Raw genomic sequence first — 17,806 nt, forward strand, 5'->3', positions numbered from 1 at the left:
TAACGACATGAAGAAGGCAAAAATCAGCCTCGCCTGGCAGATCCTCATCGGTCTGGTGCTGGGTATCGCGCTGGGTGCTGTGCTCAACCACTTCAGCGCTGAAAAGGCCTGGTGGATCAGCAACATTCTGCAGCCCGCAGGCGATATCTTTATCCGTCTGATCAAGATGATCGTTATCCCGATCGTCATCTCGTCGTTGATCGTCGGCATCGCAGGGGTGGGCGACGCGAAAAAGCTCGGTCGCATCGGCCTGAAGACCATTCTGTATTTCGAAGTCGTCACCACCATCGCCATCGTTGTCGGCCTGTTGCTGGCCAACGTTTTCCATCCGGGCACTGGCATCGACATGAGCACGCTGGGCACCGTGGACATCTCGCAATACGAGAAGACCACCGCCGAGGTGCAACATGATCACGCCTTTATCGCGACGATCCTCAACCTGATCCCGTCGAACATCTTCGCCGCCGTTGCTCGTGGCGACATGCTGCCGATCATCTTCTTCTCCGTCTTCTTCGGCCTGGGCCTGTCCAGCCTGAACGCAGAAGTGCGTGAACCGCTGGTCAAGGTGTTCCAGGGCGTCTCGGAAACGATGTTCAAAGTCACTCACATGATCATGAACTACGCGCCCATCGGCGTGTTCGCGCTGATCGCCGTGACCGTCGCCAACTTCGGTTTCGCCTCGCTGCTGCCCCTGGCCAAGCTGGTGATTCTGGTTTACGTCGCCATCGCTTTCTTTGCTTTCGTAGTGCTGGGACTGATCGCCCGTTTGTTCGGTTTCTCGGTGATCAAGCTCATGCGCATCTTCAAGGATGAGTTGGTGCTGGCTTATTCCACCGCGAGTTCTGAAACCGTGCTGCCGCGCGTGATCGAAAAGATGGAAGCCTACGGCGCGCCGAAGGCTATCAGCAGTTTTGTGGTGCCGACCGGCTACTCGTTCAACCTCGACGGCTCGACCCTGTACCAAAGCATCGCGGCGCTGTTCATCGCGCAGCTTTATGGCATCGACATGCCGATCAGCCAACAGATCATGCTGGTGCTGACGCTGATGGTCACCTCCAAAGGCATCGCCGGTGTGCCGGGCGTGTCGTTCGTGGTGCTCCTGGCGACCCTGGGCAGCGTGGGTATTCCGCTGGAGGGCCTGGCGTTCATCGCAGGCGTTGACCGGATCATGGACATGGCGCGTACCGCACTGAATGTCATCGGTAACGCTTTGGCCGTCCTGGTCATCGCCCGTTGGGAAGGCATGTACGACGACGCCAAGGGTCAGCGCTACTGGAACTCTCTGCCCCATTGGCGCAGCAAGGAATCGTTGCCTGCGGCGCAGTCAGCGGTTGATTGATCGCTGCATCGTCTGAGTACAAACCCCGGCCTTGGCTGGGGTTTGTTGTTTTTGGGTTTCTGCTCGCCCCGCGATTCTGATCTCTGCCCAGTCTCTTTGAGCAGTTCAGGGGCAGTCGCTCAGGGCTTCTTCAGCAACCGCTCCAATGCCGTCTTGCGCTCCTCTTGGGGCAACCTGCCGAGCGTTTCCACAGCGGTGAAAAACGCTGGCCAATCCCCGTTCACCTGTTTGAACAGCGCCGCAAATGCAGGCGTCCATTGGTCATACAACCCAATCGGCAGCAGCCGCGCGTTGTTCATCGGTGCGTACACCCACGCATCGAAACGCTTGTCGCCACCCCACTGACTGTCGCGCAATTGCTTGTATTGACCACGCAAGCGCTCAAATTCGGCGGCCTTACGCTGACGCATGACGTCCGCGCTCAACGGTTCGGCATACAACGTTTTCAGCCGGTCTCGCGTATCCAGTACCAATTGCGTCAGTTGATCGCGACGCAGGGTTTCGGATGACGCTGTTTCAGGCGACATCCCACGGGCTGCACGCCATTGTCGTGTGCCTTCCTGCTCCACGAAGGTGGCGTAGGACTCGTTGAACTCGCTGTCGTCCTTCACGTAAAAACGCTGGTGCGCCAGCTCATGGAAGATCAGCGTCGCGAGACGTTCATCGCCCCAGGTCATCATCGAACTGATAATCGGGTCGTTGAACCAGCCCAGCGTCGAGTATGCCTCCACGCCACTGACGTAAACGTCCTTGCCGTCGAGCTTTTGCAGCGCCGCTTCGCCCCGCGCCGCGTTCTGGTCGTAGTAGCCGCGATAGGCCACGCAGCCTGCGATGGGAAAGCAGTGGGTCACGGGGTCGAGCGAGAACTCGCCCGTGGCAAAAACGTTCCAGACCACGTACTGCCGATGAATGTCGGCATAGAGTCGATAGCTCTGATTGCCCGGCAGATGCAGGTGCTGACTGGCGAATTCGCGGGCCTGCTGCGACGTGCGCAGATGGTCGCGCAGTTTGGGGTCGCGCTGCGGATCGGCAATCACGTCGGCGACTGGTTCGCGGGCGCGCAGCAATGCCAATTGGCCGCCCGCCAACTGTGTGTAATAGGAAAGACTGGAGCAACCGCTGAGGAGTAAAATCGCCAGCATCGGCACGCCGCGCCGGAACCACAAGATGTTCAATCGATTCATGCAGCGGCCTTAACGTCGGAATAAAGGGTTGCCCCCAGCGTTATGCCGGAGAGACGACCTTCGTCGCAACCTTCTTGTTATTTCCTGAATGCGGAGTTTGTCATGCGCCTGCCCTTGTCGATCATTGCCCTGAGTTTGCTGGCCGGATGCGCAGGCCCGTTGCCTGCGGTTGACCCGCAACAGGCGTGGGTCGATCTGCACACGTTCACGGGCAAGACCTTGATGGCCGACAAACTCGACGGCGTCAGAACGGAAGACGGTCGCTACTTCCAGGTAACGCCGGGCAAGCACAAGCTCGAAGTGCGCTACGACTATGAATACGCGCCGGGCGGGATGGGGTTGTCGATGGACATCTACAACGAGCTGACCTGTTACGTGACGATCAACTATGACCATTTCGAAGCGGGCCGCCGTTACAGGCTCGACGTGCGTCACATCGCCAACAGCATCGACGCGCAATTGCGCGATGAACAACGCAAGGTGCTGGCGGAAGAGGGGCAGATTTTTTGTATTCCGTGATCAAGATCAAACGCGATTGCACAGTTGTTGATGGCCTGTAGGAGCGAATTCATTCGCGAAAATGGCTCAGGCGACAGAGATACATTGCCTGCACCGGCCAATCGCGAATGAATTCGCTCCTACAGGGATCGTCGCTGGCTCGGGGATTAGCGATCATTCTTCTGATAAATGATCTTCTTCGTGCCGTTTTCGCACGTACCCACGACCATATTCTGGTCATGAACCTCTTCGTTGCTGACGACTTCAAGGGTGTACGAGCTGACGTTTTGCGCCTGAATCTTGGCTTCGATTTCGGCCTTCAACTCGTCGCAAGGCTTGGGAGCGGCGAACACGCTGGTGGTCAGTGCAGCGAGGGTCAGGGTGGTAGCGATACGTTTCATGTTCGACTCCTTCGATGCCGCGCGGATCGCGTCGGCCCTTTATATGACCTTGCAGGCCTGAACCGGTTCTCGTGGCCCTGAAACGCAGATGACCCGCATGGGCGGGTCATCTGGGTGTTGCGTCAGCGCGGGATCAGCTCAGCAGTGTGGCATCCAGCGTGATCTTGGCATTCAGCACTTTGGAGACCGGGCAGCCTTCTTTGGCTTTGGCGGTCAGCTCATCGAACTGCGCCTGAGTCGCGCCTGGCACTTTGGCCTTGAGGATCAGGTGCACGGCGGTAATCGAAAACCCTTCGCCATCCTGGTCGAGAGTGACCTCGGCTTGAGTGTCGATACTGTCGGCTTTCAGGTTCGCGCCGCCGAGGATCATCGACAGGGCCATCGAGAAACAACCCGCGTGGGCCGCGCCGATCAGTTCTTCAGGGTTAGTGCCTTTGCCGCCTTCGAAACGGGCCTTGAAGCCGTACGGTGCTTCGCGCAGCACGCCGGTTTCCGTGGAGATGCTACCGATGCCGGACTTCAGGTCACCTTCCCAATGGGCGGATGCTTTCTTGACGATGCTCATGGTGTCTCCTTGTTGAATAAGTGCGATGGACTCGCACGCTGACCAAAAGTCTGAGGAGTGTAGGCGGGACTAAGTTCAACGGTTGTGACGCACGTGCTTTATTTGCCGATTTCTTGCAAGGTAATTTCCGACCAAATTAGTAGGAAATTTCGCTTTGCCCATTGCAACCTCAGAATCCAGACGTATCCTAGGGCCTTAACGCAAATATTTAGGCTTAACGCAGGCTTTGCTCTCGCGCCCACAAACACCGGGCGTCCGACTTGGCCCCCAAGAGGACTCACCACAGCCTATGAAACGCCTAGCTGATGTGAAAATTTCCATGCTCGATCTGGTCCCGGTGCGCGAAGACAAAGGCCCGGCCTTGTCGCTGCACAATTCGCTGGATCTGGCGCAACACGCCGAGAAATGGGGCTACAACCGTTTTTGGGTCGCTGAACACCACAACATGGACGGCATCGCCAGCTCCGCGACCTCGGTGTTGCTGGCCTACCTGGCGGGGGGGACCTCGACCATTCGCGTCGGCTCCGGCGGCGTCATGCTGCCCAACCACGCGCCACTGGTCATCGCCGAGCAGTTCGGCACCCTGGCCAGTTTGTACCCGGGCCGCATCGACCTGGGTCTGGGCCGTGCGCCGGGCTCTGATCAAATGACCGCGCGTGCCCTTCGCCGCGAACGCTCCGGCAGCGCAGACGACTTTCCCGACGACGTCGCCGAGCTGATGAGCTACCTCGGACCGCGTCAGCCCCATCAGCGCGTGATCGCCGTGCCGGGCACCAACACCAACGTGCCGATCTGGCTGCTGGGTTCGAGCCTGTTCAGCGCACAGCTGGCCGGTCAGCGCGGGTTGCCGTATGCCTTCGCTTCGCACTTCGCGCCGCGATTCATGCACGAGGCGATTCGGGTGTACCGCAATCACTTCCAGCCCTCTGCCGTGCTGGACAAGCCGTACGTGATGCTCGGCGTGCCTCTCGCTGCGGCAGATACCGATGAGCAGGCGGATTATCTGGTGACGTCGGTCTACCAGCGCATTCTCAACCTGATGCGTGGCCAAAGCCTGATGCAAAAGCCACCGGTGGAAACCATGAACGGCCTGTGGCTGCCCCACGAACGCGAAGCGGTGATGGACTTCCTCGGACTGGCGATGGTCGGCGGCCCCGAGAAAATCCGCGCCAAGCTGGACGTGCTGCTAGAGCAGACCGACGCGGATGAGCTGATCTTCACGTGCGACATGTATGAACATGCGGATCGGTTGCGCTCGTATGAGATTTTGGCGCAGGTGGCCAGAGGTTAAGGCCAGCACGTGACTCGATCTGTGGGAGCGAATTCATTCGCGATGCTGCGGTACTGCCGATAAAGACGTGTCGGATGTAAGGCCGTCTCGCGAATGAATTCGCTCCCACAGGGTCAGTGGTGCCATTGTAATCATCACCGTTTGCAAGCCGTGCCGCCGTAAGAGCTTTCATTCGAGATCATCCTTCAGCGTCGGCTGGGCTTAAAAAAACCGACGCGTGATGCGTCGGTTTTTTATTTAAGCGAGCAGAATCAACCGCGTTTGTAGACGATTTCCTTGCTGCCGCCGTCGCAGGTGCCGACGACTTTTCCGTCTGCCGCAGTGCCTTTGTCTACCGCTTCCAGCGTGTAAGACGACACGCCCTTGGCCTTGATCTTCGCGTCGATGTCCGCCTTCACGTCATCGCACGATTTCCCGGCTGCAAAGGTGGTGCCCGCAATACTCAACAACCCTACCGCCAAAAGAATCTTCTTCATCGGTCACACTCCCTCGTCAGGCGCTTTCAAGCGTAAGAGGCCGCCCAAAGGAGCGGCCCGTGCACATGATCCTCGCGTCCGAATTCACGAACGGCGCGGTATGTATAGCGAAGGTTGTGGCATTCAGCCAGCGTAAAAGTTCATCAGCTGTTCTCGAGGCGGAACCCTACTTTAATGGTCACCTGGAAGTGCGCGACCTTGCCGTCCTTGATGTGGCCGCGGGTTTCCAGAACCTCGAACCACTCCAGATGTTTCACGGTTTCGGCCGCTCGGGCGATGGCATTCTGGATCGCATCGTCGATGCTGGTGGTCGACGAGCCGACCAGTTCAAGCAGCTTGTAAGTGTGATGATCAGACATGGCAGTTCTCCAAGTGGACTTCTAAGGGAGCGTAGCAGTGAAAAGCTCTTTAGCTCTGGCGGCAGAAGCCCTGCAAAAGTTCACAAATAACCACGCGGTAAAACCGCACTGCACTTTCTGAAAACCCTGTAGTCGGAATCAACACACGCCACTCATCACTGCAGGAGAGTCAAATCATGGCATTCACGTCATCCCGTAAAGCGTCTTTGCAAAGTATGGAAGCTGAGATCGAAAGTCTGCTCAAGTCGTTGGAGAGCTTGAAGTCGGACGCTTCGGACGAGTCGCGGAAAACCCTGAAGACGCTGAAAGCCAACGCCGAGAGCGCGCTGAGCCATTCGCGCAGCCTGTTGAGCGATGTCTACGAAGACGCCAAAGTGAAGACCCGCGAAGCCAGCGTCGCGACTCGTGATTACGCGCAAGAGCACCCTTGGACCACAGCCGGTGTGGCCGTCGGCGCAGTGGGTCTGTTGGCCGCTTATCTGCTGTGCAAGCGCGGCAACTGATCACGCCTGATCAGGCCCGACCTGAATGCCCCAGCTCTTGCTTGAGCCATTGAGCCAGTTGCTGGGCCCGCCCATCGGCGGCGCGTTTAGGCACCCATAACGCCAGTTGCGCCGGGGTTTCGCTGAAGCCCCACGGCGCAGCGAGGCGTCCGGCTTTCAAGTCATCGGCCACTAACGGTTCCGGGGCGATGGCGATGCCAAGACCCGAGACAGCGGCCTCCAGCAAGTAATACAGATGCTCGAAACCCTGACCGTATTTCAGCGCGTCGGAATCGATGCCGTTTTGCTTAGCCCAGCTCGGCCACGCTTGTGGACGCGACAGGGTTTGCAGCAGCGGCTCATGCAACAGTGCCTGTGCGGGGCTGTTCCGCAACGTTTCGTATCGCGAAAAACGAGGACTCAGCACCGGCCCGATGCGCTCGCTCGCCAGTTCGATTATCTGCATGTCGGAGGGCCACGGCGGCTCTGCGAAGATCAGCAGCGCGTCCAGACCAGGGCGCCGAGGATCGAGATCGCCTTCACCTGCCGACAGGTGTAACCGCAGATCGGGCAGGTCGGCATTCAGTCGGCCCAATCGCGGAATGAACCAGCGCGCCAGCAAACTCCCTGAACATCCCAAGACGAACGGCGCATCGGCGCTGTCCTGACTCAACTCGGCGCACACGCTGCGCAGTCGGTCGAACGCCTCGCCACTGGCGTCTCGCAACCGGACCCCGGCATCTGTGAGTTTCAGGCCGCGTCCGTCCTTGCTGAACAGGCTCACACCCAAGTGTTCTTCCAACACTTTCAACTGGCGGCTGACTGCACCATGTGTAACGTGCAGCTGTTCGGCGGCCTGACTGACGCTGTTCAGGCGGGCGGTGGCTTCGAAGGCGCGCAAAGCGTTTAGGGGAGGAAGGTCACGGCTCATGGTATCTGTGAGTTTTCCTGACAGGTTGCGGCGATCTTATCGGTTTTCATCGGCTTTGGCGCTGGTTAAAGTGTCTTCACTGCCTCAACGGCTCACCCTATTCGTCACCTTGGAGGTTCCTATGTCCCAGACAGAGACCCAATACCGCAATGGCCCGGATGATCGCGGCATGTTCGGCGCGTTCGGCGGTCGTTACGTCGCTGAAACCCTGATGCCCCTGATCCTCGACCTGAACCGCGAATACGAAGCGGCGAAGGAAGATCCTGCGTTCCTCAAGGAACTGGCCTACTTCCAGCGCGATTACGTCGGACGTCCAAGCCCGCTGTATTTCGCCGAGCGCCTGACCGAGCACTGCGGCGGCGCGAAGATTTACCTGAAGCGTGAAGAGCTGAACCACACCGGCGCTCACAAGATCAACAACTGCATCGGCCAGATCCTGCTGGCCCGTCGCATGGGCAAGAAGCGCATCATCGCCGAAACCGGCGCGGGCATGCACGGCGTGGCGACTGCCACCGTCGCTGCGCGTTTCGGTCTGGAATGCGTGATCTACATGGGCACCACGGACATCGAGCGCCAGCAGGCCAACGTGTTCCGCATGAAGCTGCTGGGCGCCACGGTGATTCCGGTTGTGGCCGGTACCGGCACCCTGAAAGACGCGATGAACGAAGCCCTGCGCGACTGGGTGACCAACGTTGACACGACGTTCTACTTGATCGGCACCGTCGCAGGCCCGCACCCGTACCCAGCGATGGTCCGCGACTTCCAGGCCGTGATCGGCAAGGAAACCCGCGTGCAGTTGCAAGAACAGGAAGGCCGCCTGCCAGACAGTCTGGTGGCGTGCATCGGCGGAGGCTCCAACGCCATGGGCCTGTTCCACCCGTTCCTGGATGACACCAGCGTGCGCATCATCGGCGTCGAAGCGGCCGGTCATGGCATCGAAACCGGCAAGCATGCGGCGAGCCTGAACGGCGGCGTGCCAGGCGTCCTGCACGGCAACCGCACTTTCCTGCTGCAAGACGACGATGGCCAGATCATCGACGCCCACTCGATTTCCGCTGGTCTGGATTACCCCGGCATCGGCCCTGAACATGCGTGGTTGCATGACATCGGTCGCGTGGAATACACCTCGATCACTGACGACGAAGCCCTGGCGGCGTTCCACCAGTGCTGCCGTCTGGAAGGCATCATCCCGGCGCTGGAAAGTGCTCACGCCCTGGCCGAAGTGTTCAAACGCGCGCCGACGCTGCCGAAAGATCACCTGATGGTGGTCAACCTGTCCGGTCGCGGCGACAAGGACATGCAAACCGTCATGCACCATCTGGATCTGTCCCAGCAGGAGAAACACTGATGAGCCGCCTGCAAACCCGTTTTGCCGAGCTGAAAGAACAAGACCGCGCCGCCCTGGTGACCTTCATCACCGCAGGCGACCCGGCGTATGACACCTCGCTGGCGATTCTCAAAGGCCTGCCGAAAGCCGGTGCCGACGTGATCGAGTTGGGCATGCCCTTCACCGATCCGATGGCCGACGGTCCGGCGATTCAGCTGGCGAACATTCGTGCTCTGGACGCCAAGCAAAACCTGGCGAAAACCCTGCAAATGGTTCGCGAGTTCCGCGCCGAAGACAGTAGTACACCGCTGGTGCTGATGGGTTACTACAACCCGATTCACAACTATGGTGTTGAGCGCTTCATCTCCGAAGCACACGAATCCGGCGTTGATGGCCTGATCGTCGTGGACCTGCCGCCCGAGCATAACGGCGAGCTGTGCGATCCAGCGCAAGACGCGGGTCTGGACTTCATTCGCCTGACCACGCCGACCACTGACGACAAGCGTCTGCCCACCGTTTTGAATGGCAGCTCGGGTTTCGTCTACTACGTGTCGGTGGCCGGTGTCACAGGCGCGGGCTCGGCGACCATCGAGCACGTCAAGGAAGCCGTTGCGCGTCTGCGCCGTCATTCGGATCTGCCGATCAGCGTCGGTTTCGGGATTCGTACGCCAGAACAGGCGGCCGCGATTGCTCGCGTAGCCGACGGCGTGGTGGTGGGGTCGGCACTGATCGACCACATCGCCAACGCGCAATCGCCAGACCAGGCGGTGAGCAACGTGCTGAAGCTGTGTTCGGAACTGTCGGAAGGCGTGCGTAAGGCCCGTGTGTCCTGAACGTAAAGTTTCTGATACAGAGGAATCAACGGGTTCGTTAGCAGACTAAGCAGTACAGCAAAAGGGGTTTAGAACCTGATTCTGAACCCCTTTTTGCTGCCTCGAATTCGCCCAGGAGCACGCTACATGAAAGTCTCGAATCGTTTGATCGCCGGGTTGGGCGGGCTGATGCTCAGCGCCAGTGCCTTGGTGCACGCGGCGCCGCCGGATCAACGTGACGGTCATGATGATCACGGCCAAGGCCAGCATCAGGATCATGGGCCGCAAGGGGGCCCACAGAATAATCGGGGCAATGACCATCGCGCTGACAACCGTGGAGACGATCATCGCGGAGGTGGTCACCCGCCATCTGACTTCGGTGACGTTCGCCGCACGATTCAAGAGCATCGCGAGGTCATCGGTCGCGGCCAGCCGCTGCCCCCAAACGTGCACATCGTGAAGGGTCATCCGCTGCCACGGGGTTACGGCCGCCGCCTCGACGCGCGCTCGCAGGAATTTTTGCCACGTTACGACGGCTACGAATGGCGCCGCCTGGGCCCGGATGTCGTGCTCGTCGCGATTGGCAGCGGGATTGTGTATGAGATTCTGGATGGCGTGCTGAACTGAGGTCCCCCCTGGCAAAAAGGGGCAAACCTGTGGGAGCGAATTCATTCGCGATACGTCGGTACAGCCTAAAGATACCTATCGGATGTACCGGCCTCTCGCGAATGAATTCGCTCCCACAGTGGTTAAGGGGCCCGATGTCAGGTCAGCCTCCGACGCTCACTTCCTGAACATCCCCACATTCAACTCCCTTACCGCCCCCATCCAGATCGCATGCTCGGTGTGATCCGCCAGATCATCCCCGGTCAGTGGGTGGGTAAACACCACCAGCCCGTTGCGATTCAGCGCCAGATACAACATCACATCCGCAAATTGCTCGTGGGCGAATGCCAACTGGCAACTCCAGTCCGGATGCGGTCCGACAGGCCGTTCATGCACACGCCCCATGCGGATATCGAATTTCGCCGCAACCGTCTCGCACAGGGCCCGTGCCTGCTCGATTGTCTGGGCGTCGAAGTAAACATGGGCGTGGTAGCCCTCGATTGATGACATCTCGGTTCTCCCTTCATTTGGCATGACACATTGTGAGCCGGCCGCGTCTAAACCGCGATGGACGGCAACGGCTTGCCGACCAGCGAATCCCCGCTTAACGCCTGCTCGCTTTTTAACCAATCAACAAACCGCTGCACGATCTGCACACGACGTTTGCGTTGCGGGAGCACGATGTAATAACCGTAGGCGGAAATGGCCGTGGCCTCGATGGGCCGGCGTAGCAGCCCCTGCTCCAGCAGCTCATCCACCAGATGCCGCCAACCGATGGCCACACCTTGCCCGCCAATCGCGGCCTGAATCAACAGCGTGTAATTGTCGAATCTCAACTGCCCCGGTGCAGGCGCTTGAGCGATGCCGAGGGCGCGAAACACGCCACCCCAATCGAACCAGTTGTTGCCGCCTTCGCCCCGCAGGTGCAGCAGCGGAAACTCTTTCAGCGCTTCGGGTCGCAGCGGCAGATCACGCCCGGCCAGCAGTTTGGGGCTGCACACGGGAAACACTTCCTCGCTGAACAGCCAATGGCTTTCACCCTGCTTGAAACGGCCGTCACCAAACAGCACCGCCACGTCGATATCCGCGCGCAGCATGCTGTGGCTGCGTTCGCTGGTGACCAGGCTGACGTCAACGTCGGGGTTGTCTTTGTGAAAGCGGTGCAGGCGCGGCATCAGCCAGTACGCGGCGAAGGCGAAGTCGGTCGCCACTTGCAACACCTCATGCTGATGCTGCTCGGTGATCAGGCTCAATCCGGCGTCCATCGACTGCAAACCGGCCTGCACGTGATTGAACAGAATCTCCCCCGCGTCGGTGAGTTCGATGCCGCGATAGATGCGATCGAACAGGCGCGTTGCCAGTTGTTCTTCTAACCTTTTGATTTGCTGGCTAATGGCCGGTTGTGTAGTGCCGAGTTCAATGGCAGCCGCCGTAAAACTGCGCAGCCGGGCAGCGGACTCGAAACCGCGAAGCAGGTCCAACGACATGTCACCGAGGGCTTCAAACATAAGCGTGGCTTATCCTAGGCATTGCGTTTTATGGGCTTTACCGCTGAATCCATGGGTCTCATTCTCTGGACCAGCAATTTCGCATAAATATTCACTATGGAATGCCGCGAAGACATGAAGCGCAAGAACATTCTTTTCATCATGGCCGATCAGATGGCCGCGCCGATGTTGCCGATTTACGCCTCATCTCCAATCAAGATGCCAAATTTGAGCCGTCTCGCCGCTGAAGGCGTGGTGTTCGACGCCGCCTATTGCAACAGCCCACTGTGCGCTCCGTCGCGTTTTACCCTGGTCAGCGGCCAGCTTCCGAGCAAGATCGGCGCCTACGACAATGCCGCTGATTTCCCTGCCGATGTCCCAACCTACGCCCACTACCTGCGTCGCCTCGGCTATCGCACCGCGCTTTCCGGCAAGATGCACTTCTGCGGTCCGGATCAGTTGCACGGCTATGAAGAGCGCCTGACCAGCGACATCTACCCCGCCGACTACGGTTGGGCGGTGAACTGGGACGAGCCGGACGTGCGCCCGACCTGGTATCACAACATGTCGTCGGTGCTGCAGGCCGGCCCGTGCGTGCGCACCAATCAGCTCGATTTCGACGAAGAAGTCGTGTTTAAGGCTCAGCAATACCTGTTCGACCACGTGCGCGAAGACGGCGATCAGCCGTTCTGCCTGACCGTGTCGATGACCCACCCCCACGACCCGTACACCATCCCCAAGGAATACTGGAATCTCTACAACGACGACGAGATTCCGATGCCACCTGCGCCTCCCGCCCAGGCCGATCAAGACCCGCACTCCCAGCGCCTGCTCAAAGTCTACGACCTGTGGGACAAGCCGCTGCCGGAGAACAAGATTCGTGACGCCCGCCGCGCGTATTTCGGCGCGTGCAGCTATATCGACGACAACGTCGGCAAACTGCTGAAGACCCTTGAAGACACCGGCATGGCCGACGACACCATCATCGTGTTCTCGGGCGACCATGGCGACATGCTCGGCGAGCGTGGCCTCTGGTACAAAATGCACTGGTTTGAAATGTCGGCCCGCGTGCCGCTGCTGGTGTACGCTCCGGGGCAATTCAAGGCTGGTCGCGTGAAGGCTGCCGTGTCCACCGCCGACCTGCTGCCGACGTTCGTGGCGCTGGCAGAAGGCAGCCTGGAAGCCGGTCTACCACTGGACGGTCGCTCGCTGTTGCCGCATTTGCAAGGCGAGGGCGGCCATGACGAAGTGTTTGGCGAGTACATGGCCGAAGGCACCAACAGCCCGTTGATGATGATTCGTCGCGGCGCTTACAAATTCATCTATTCGGAACAGGACCCATGTCTGCTGTACGACGTGCACAACGATCCGAAGGAGCAGGAAGAGTTGAGCCAATCCGAGGCCCATCGCGACCTGTTCAACACGTTCCTGGCTGAAGCGAAGGCCAAATGGGACATTCCGGCGATACACCACCAGGTGCTCGCCAGCCAGCGTCGTCGGCGTTTCGTCGCCGAGTCGCTGGCGCTCGGCAAGCTGAAGAGTTGGGATCACCAGCCGCTGGTAGACGCCAGTCAGCAATACATGCGCAACCATATCGATCTCGACGATCTGGAGCGTAAGGCCCGTTATCCACAACCTTGAACCCTGCCAACACCTAGAAAACCAAAAAGGGGCACACCATGAAGAAGTTGTTCACAACGCTGGCGGTTGCGGTGATGAGCTTGGGCAGCGTCGTTGCATACGGCGCTGACGCGAGCTGCAGTACGGTCAAGATGGCCGATCCAGGTTGGAGCGACATCGCTGCAACCAATGCCACGGCGGGTTTCCTGCTCGAAGGCATGGGTTACAAGACCAAGGTCGATACGCTGGCAGTGCCGATTGCCTATGGTGGTCTCAAGGACGGTCAGATGGACGTGTTCCTGGGCAACTGGATGCCTGCGCAGCAGGGGTTCTATGACAAGTTCATCGCCACGGGGGACGTGACGCAGTACAAGAAAAACCTGGAAGGCACCGAGTTCACCCTCGCGGTCCCGGACTATGTCTACGACGCGGGCGTGCATGATTTCGCCGACCTGAACAAATTCGCCGAGAAGTTCCACAAGAAGATCTACGGCATCGGCTCGGGGGCTCCGGCCAACGCGTCGATTCAGGAGATCATCAAGAAGAACGAGTTCGACCTGGGCGACTGGAAGCTGGTCGAATCCAGCGAACAGGCGATGCTGGCCGAAGTGAAGCGTAACGTGAAGAAAAAAGACTTCGTGGTCTTCCTCGGCTGGACCCCGCACCCGATGAACGTGCAAATCAAGGGCATGCACTACCTGAAGGGCGGCGAAAAATACTTCGGTGACACCGGCAGCGTCTACACCGTGACCCGCAAAGGCTACGCCGACGCGTGCCCGAACGTGGCCAAACTGTTCTCCAACCTGACGTTCACCCAGGACATGGAAAACAGCATCATGCAGGAAGTGGACAGCAAGAAGATCAGCAACACCGACGCTGTGAAGGCGTGGATCAAGGCTAACCCTGCCGTGCTTGAAAAATGGCTCGACGGCGTGAAAACCATCGACGACAAAGATGCGCTGACGGCGGTTAAAGCGAAGTTGTAAACGCCGTGCGATGACCTTGTAGGAGCGAATTCATTCGCGAGACGTCGGTACAGGCGACACAAACGCGCCGAATCTACCGGCTTATCGCGAATGAATTCGCTCCTACAGGGGGCACCGTTGGCAGTAAGATTCGTGACGGCTCGGGATCAGGCCTCGGCCATCAACCGCCGCAACTCCGCCAGCACCGGCGTCGAATCCGGGCGCACGCCGCGCCACACATAAAAAGCCTCTGCCGCCTGTTCCACCAGCATCCCCAAACCGTCCACCGCCTGCCCAGCCTGATGCTCGGTCGCCCATCGGCAGAACGCGGTCGGCTCTTTGCCATACATCATGTCGTAGCAAAACGTTTCGCCCGGCTGAATCAAGCTCGGCGCAATCGGTGGCAATTCACCCGCCAGGCTCGCCGACGTGGCATTGATGATCACGTCGAACGGCTCTTCCAGCCAGTCATACCCTGCAGGCAAAACAGGCCCCAATTCGGCGAACTCCTTCGCCAATTGCTCGGCCTTTTCCACCGTACGATTGGCGATCACCAGCACGTAGGGCTCTTCCGCCAGCAACGGCGCCAGCGCACCACGCACCGCGCCACCGGCCCCTAGCAACAGGATGCGTTTGTCTTTGAGAGTGACACCGTGGTTCATCGTCAGGTCCCGCACCAGACCGGCGCCGTCGGTGTTGTCGCCCAACAACGTGCCATCCACCTGAATCGCCAGCGTGTTCACGGCACCGGCGCGACGGCCGCGATCGGTCAGTTGATCCGCCAGTCGATACGCCTCTTCCTTGAACGGCACCGTGACGTTTGCGCCCTTGCCTGACTCGAAGAACTGTTTGGCGAACGCCGGGAAACCGTCCAGCGGCGCCAGCGCGGTCTGGTAATCCAGCGATTCGCCGGTCTGTTCCGCGAACAGGCGATGAATCATCGGCGACTTGCTGTGAGCAATAGGGTTGCCAAAAACGACGTAGTGATCGGTCATGCTTGCGCTCCTTCGGCCAGCCAGTCGCGGTCCTGCAGGAAATACTCGGTCAGGCGCGCCTCTTCACTCCCCGGCGCGGCCTTCCAGTCGTAGCCCCAGCGCACTTGCGGCGGCAGTGACATGAGGATCGATTCGGTACGCCCGCCCGATTGCAGCCCGAACAGGGTGCCGCGGTCGTACACCAGGTTGAACTCCACGTAGCGCCCCCGGCGGAATTCCTGAAACTCGCGCTGCTGCGGCGTGAACGGCGTGGCCTTGCGGCGTTGAACGATCGGCAGGTACGCGTCGACGAAGGCATCACCGATGGCGCGCAGGAAGGCAAAGCTGGTGTCGAAATCCCATTCGTTCAAGTCATCGAAAAACAGGCCGCCGACGCCCCGGGGCTCGTTGCGGTGCTTGATGTGGAAATAGCGGTCGCACCAGGCTTTGTAACGCGGGTAGACGTCCGCTCCGAACGGCGCACAGGCCTGCTCGGCCACGCGGTGCCAATGAACGCAGTCTTCTTCGACGCCGTAATAAGGCGTGAGGTCGAACCCGCCGCCGAACCACCAGACCGGCTCTTCGCCCTCTTTTTCAGCGATGAAGAAACGCACGTTGGCGTGTGAGGTCGGAACATGTGGGTTGTGCGGATGCATCACCAACGACACACCCAGCGCTTCGAAGCCGCGACCCGCGAGTTCCGGGCGATGAGCGCTGGCGGAAGGGGGCAAACCGGCGCCGAAGACGTGGGAGAAGTTGACCCCGCCTTTTTCGAACAGGCCACCGTTCTCGATCACGCGAGTACGACCACCGCCGCCCGCCGGACGCTCCCAGGCGTCTTCGACGAAGCGGCCGCTGCCGTCTTCTTGCTCCAGCGCGGCGCAGATCCGGTCTTGCAGGTCGAGCAGGTAGGCTTTGACGGCATCGGTGCGTGAGGACATGGGCGTACCTTGAAGTAACGTGTAACCGGTATTTTGAGCGTCGTTCCGCTTCTGGCGTGCATTCGACAATGGCACCGCTGGCGTGAACGACATCCTGAAAGTGGCGCGTAGCATACACCGGCTCGCGTGCGGCCGCAGTTGACGAAGTCCGAGCGAAGGAGTCCGATAGAGCCCTTTCGCACCCACAGTTTTGTTCCAGCAGTTTCGATCCATGACGGAGAAAGCAAATGGCAAAGCGTATCCAGTTCCGCAGCCACGGCGGCCCTGAAGTCCTTGAATATGTCGATTTCGAACCGGCCAAACCGGGTCCAAAAGAAGTCGTCGTGCGCAACAAAGCGATTGGCGTCAATTTCATCGAAACCTATTTCCGCACTGGCCTGTATCCCGTCGCCTCGATGCCGTCGGGGCTGGGAAATGAAGGTGCGGGCGTGGTCGAGGCCGTCGGCAGCGAAGTGACTCACGTCAAGGTGGGCGACCGTGTCGGTTACGGCACCGGCCAGTTGGGCAGCTACGCGGACCTGCACCTGACGCAAGGCGCCAACGTAGTGAAACTGCCGGACGACATCAGCTTCGAACAGGCCGCCGCGATCATGCTCAAGGGCCTGACCGTGCAGTACCTGTTCCGCCAGACGTATGAAATCCGTCCTGAAGAAATCATTCTGTTCCACGCGGCCGCCGGTGGCGTGGGCTCGATTGCCTGCCAATGGGCCGCTGCGCTGGGCGTGAAGCTGATCGGCACCGTCAGCTCTCCGGAGAAAGCCGCTGTCGCCAAGGCGAACGGCGCGTGGGAAGTGATCGACTACAGCAAAGAAGACGTGGCCAAGCGCGTGCTGGAGCTGACCGACGGTAAGAAAGTGTCAGTGGTGTACGACGGCGTCGGCAAAGACACGTGGGAAACGTCGTTGGACTGCCTGGAACTGCGCGGGCTGCTGGTCAGCTTCGGTAACGCGTCGGGCGCGGTGTCGGGTGTGAACCTGGGGATTCTGGCGCAGAAAGGCTCGCTGTACGTGACCCGTCCGACCCTGGGCTCCTACGCCAACAGCCCGGAAGCCTTGCAGGCGATGGCGGATGAAGTGTTCGCGATGGTCACCAGTGGCAAGGTGAAGGTCGATGACATCAAGAAATACGCCCTGAAAGACGCAGCCCAGGCGCACACCGACCTGTCGGGTCGGCGCACCACCGGGTCGATCATCCTGGTGCCGTAAAGATCGCACGGAACGTGGCCGACCCCACGTTCCGCTTCTGCCGAAGGCGTGGGAGCCGGCTTAACTGCGATCTGCCCGAGGTCGCGTCCGACCGACGCGGCAGCAAAACCTGACGACCTTGTTCCGCCTGACACACCGCGTACAACGGTTTTACTGCCGGTGTCCGGCAGATCGTAGGCAAGCCAACTCCCACGCCCTCCGGGCAGAAGCGGAACTATTCACGCTAACTTGCTTTTGATTCTGGCCGAAGGCCGTGGGAGATTCTATGGTTGAGGGCAATGCTTTTTAGCCCTCTTTCCTGCGTCATATTCGTCTTCGTTCTGCATCAGGGAAAATGCGACGC

The 17,806-nt window shown here is 59.7% G+C and carries 20 protein-coding genes; 10 read left to right on the forward strand and 10 right to left on the reverse strand.

Annotated features, from left to right (window positions below):
• Positions 1-7: 7 nt before the first annotated feature.
• Positions 8-1,339, forward strand: coding sequence for a glutamate/aspartate:proton symporter GltP (gene gltP, locus ACIQAL_RS29935; RefSeq protein ID WP_341961134.1), 1,332 nt, complete (start codon positions 8-10; stop codon positions 1,337-1,339).
• 119 nt (positions 1,340-1,458) lie between these two features.
• Here the strand turns inward: gltP and ACIQAL_RS29940 are convergent, their stop codons facing one another.
• Positions 1,459-2,523: an aminopeptidase gene (locus ACIQAL_RS29940; RefSeq protein WP_401151962.1), complete on the reverse strand. Its 1,065-nt coding sequence runs from the start codon at positions 2,521-2,523 to the stop codon at positions 1,459-1,461.
• A 102-nt stretch (positions 2,524-2,625) separates the two neighbouring features.
• Between ACIQAL_RS29940 and ACIQAL_RS29945 the strand changes: the two genes are divergently transcribed.
• Positions 2,626-3,042, forward strand: coding sequence for a hypothetical protein (locus ACIQAL_RS29945; RefSeq protein ID WP_166593889.1), 417 nt, complete (start codon positions 2,626-2,628; stop codon positions 3,040-3,042).
• A gap of 146 nt (positions 3,043-3,188) precedes the next feature.
• Here the strand turns inward: ACIQAL_RS29945 and ACIQAL_RS29950 are convergent, their stop codons facing one another.
• The gene (locus ACIQAL_RS29950) at positions 3,189-3,422 is read right to left on the reverse strand and encodes a DUF1161 domain-containing protein (protein WP_401151965.1); all 234 of its coding nucleotides are present in this window, start codon (positions 3,420-3,422) and stop codon (positions 3,189-3,191) included.
• A 133-nt stretch (positions 3,423-3,555) separates the two neighbouring features.
• Positions 3,556-3,987 carry an OsmC family protein gene (locus ACIQAL_RS29955; RefSeq protein ID WP_166593891.1) on the reverse strand — a complete coding sequence of 144 codons (432 nt, stop codon included), beginning with the start codon at positions 3,985-3,987 and terminating at the stop codon, positions 3,556-3,558.
• A gap of 289 nt (positions 3,988-4,276) precedes the next feature.
• Between ACIQAL_RS29955 and ACIQAL_RS29960 the strand changes: the two genes are divergently transcribed.
• Positions 4,277-5,278 carry an LLM class flavin-dependent oxidoreductase gene (locus tag ACIQAL_RS29960; protein WP_341961130.1) on the forward strand — a complete coding sequence of 334 codons (1,002 nt, stop codon included), beginning with the start codon at positions 4,277-4,279 and terminating at the stop codon, positions 5,276-5,278.
• A 251-nt stretch (positions 5,279-5,529) separates the two neighbouring features.
• Here ACIQAL_RS29960 and ACIQAL_RS29965 read toward each other — a convergent pair whose 3' ends face one another.
• Positions 5,530-5,754, reverse strand: coding sequence for a DUF1161 domain-containing protein (locus ACIQAL_RS29965; protein ID WP_401151969.1), 225 nt, complete (start codon positions 5,752-5,754; stop codon positions 5,530-5,532).
• A 143-nt stretch (positions 5,755-5,897) separates the two neighbouring features.
• Entirely contained in the window at positions 5,898-6,113 is a 216-nt protein-coding gene (locus ACIQAL_RS29970) for a dodecin (protein ID WP_401151972.1), read from the reverse strand.
• Positions 6,114-6,289: 176 nt separating this feature from the next.
• Here ACIQAL_RS29970 and ACIQAL_RS29975 point away from each other — a divergent pair, with 176 nt between their 5' ends.
• Positions 6,290-6,616, forward strand: coding sequence for a YqjD family protein (locus tag ACIQAL_RS29975; RefSeq protein WP_166593894.1), 327 nt, complete (start codon positions 6,290-6,292; stop codon positions 6,614-6,616).
• Positions 6,617-6,626: 10 nt separating this feature from the next.
• Here the strand turns inward: ACIQAL_RS29975 and ACIQAL_RS29980 are convergent, their stop codons facing one another.
• A complete protein-coding gene (locus ACIQAL_RS29980; protein WP_401151975.1) occupies positions 6,627-7,526 on the reverse strand; it encodes a LysR family transcriptional regulator in 900 nt (299 codons plus the stop codon).
• A gap of 121 nt (positions 7,527-7,647) precedes the next feature.
• On the opposite strand from ACIQAL_RS29980, the gene trpB reads away from it, so the two are divergent.
• The 3 genes from trpB to ACIQAL_RS29995 all read left to right on the forward strand — a co-directional run bounded on the left by trpB (position 7,648) and on the right by ACIQAL_RS29995 (position 10,292).
• A complete protein-coding gene (gene trpB / locus ACIQAL_RS29985) occupies positions 7,648-8,874 on the forward strand; it encodes a tryptophan synthase subunit beta (protein WP_166593896.1) in 1,227 nt (408 codons plus the stop codon).
• Complete coding sequence (gene trpA, locus ACIQAL_RS29990; protein ID WP_166593897.1) at positions 8,874-9,686, forward strand: tryptophan synthase subunit alpha; 813 nt, start codon at positions 8,874-8,876, stop codon at positions 9,684-9,686. Before trpB ends, trpA begins: the two co-directional genes overlap by 1 nt.
• A 126-nt stretch (positions 9,687-9,812) precedes the next feature.
• Entirely contained in the window at positions 9,813-10,292 is a 480-nt protein-coding gene (locus tag ACIQAL_RS29995; protein ID WP_401151979.1) for an anti-virulence regulator CigR family protein, read from the forward strand.
• A gap of 156 nt (positions 10,293-10,448) precedes the next feature.
• On the opposite strand, the gene ACIQAL_RS30000 is transcribed toward ACIQAL_RS29995, so the two are convergent.
• Positions 10,449-10,781: a DOPA 4,5-dioxygenase family protein gene (locus ACIQAL_RS30000; protein WP_401151982.1), complete on the reverse strand. Its 333-nt coding sequence runs from the start codon at positions 10,779-10,781 to the stop codon at positions 10,449-10,451.
• Between the two features lie 47 nt (positions 10,782-10,828).
• Positions 10,829-11,779, reverse strand: coding sequence for a choline sulfate utilization transcriptional regulator (locus ACIQAL_RS30005; protein ID WP_401151984.1), 951 nt, complete (start codon positions 11,777-11,779; stop codon positions 10,829-10,831).
• Positions 11,780-11,893: 114 nt separating this feature from the next.
• On the opposite strand from ACIQAL_RS30005, the gene betC reads away from it, so the two are divergent.
• Positions 11,894-13,399, forward strand: a complete 1,506-nt coding sequence (gene betC / locus ACIQAL_RS30010; protein ID WP_401151986.1) for a choline-sulfatase — start codon at positions 11,894-11,896, stop codon at positions 13,397-13,399.
• Between the two features lie 38 nt (positions 13,400-13,437).
• Positions 13,438-14,364, forward strand: a complete 927-nt coding sequence (gene choX, locus ACIQAL_RS30015) for a choline ABC transporter substrate-binding protein (RefSeq protein ID WP_401151989.1) — start codon at positions 13,438-13,440, stop codon at positions 14,362-14,364.
• Positions 14,365-14,510: 146 nt separating this feature from the next.
• Here the strand turns inward: choX and aroE are convergent, their stop codons facing one another.
• Both aroE and hemF read right to left on the reverse strand, forming a co-directional pair.
• The gene (aroE, locus tag ACIQAL_RS30020; protein ID WP_401151992.1) at positions 14,511-15,338 is read right to left on the reverse strand and encodes a shikimate dehydrogenase; all 828 of its coding nucleotides are present in this window, start codon (positions 15,336-15,338) and stop codon (positions 14,511-14,513) included.
• A complete protein-coding gene (hemF, locus tag ACIQAL_RS30025) occupies positions 15,335-16,258 on the reverse strand; it encodes an oxygen-dependent coproporphyrinogen oxidase (RefSeq protein ID WP_401151995.1) in 924 nt (307 codons plus the stop codon). The genes aroE and hemF overlap by 4 nt, the downstream gene beginning before the upstream one ends.
• Before the next feature lie 227 nt (positions 16,259-16,485).
• Here hemF and ACIQAL_RS30030 point away from each other — a divergent pair, with 227 nt between their 5' ends.
• Positions 16,486-17,463 carry an NADPH:quinone reductase gene (locus ACIQAL_RS30030; RefSeq protein WP_166593905.1) on the forward strand — a complete coding sequence of 326 codons (978 nt, stop codon included), beginning with the start codon at positions 16,486-16,488 and terminating at the stop codon, positions 17,461-17,463.
• Positions 17,464-17,806: the final 343 nt, after the last annotated feature.

It is taken from the genome of Pseudomonas sp. NPDC088368, from assembly GCF_044753445.1.
GTDB lineage: Bacteria > Pseudomonadota > Gammaproteobacteria > Pseudomonadales > Pseudomonadaceae > Aquipseudomonas > Aquipseudomonas bambusae.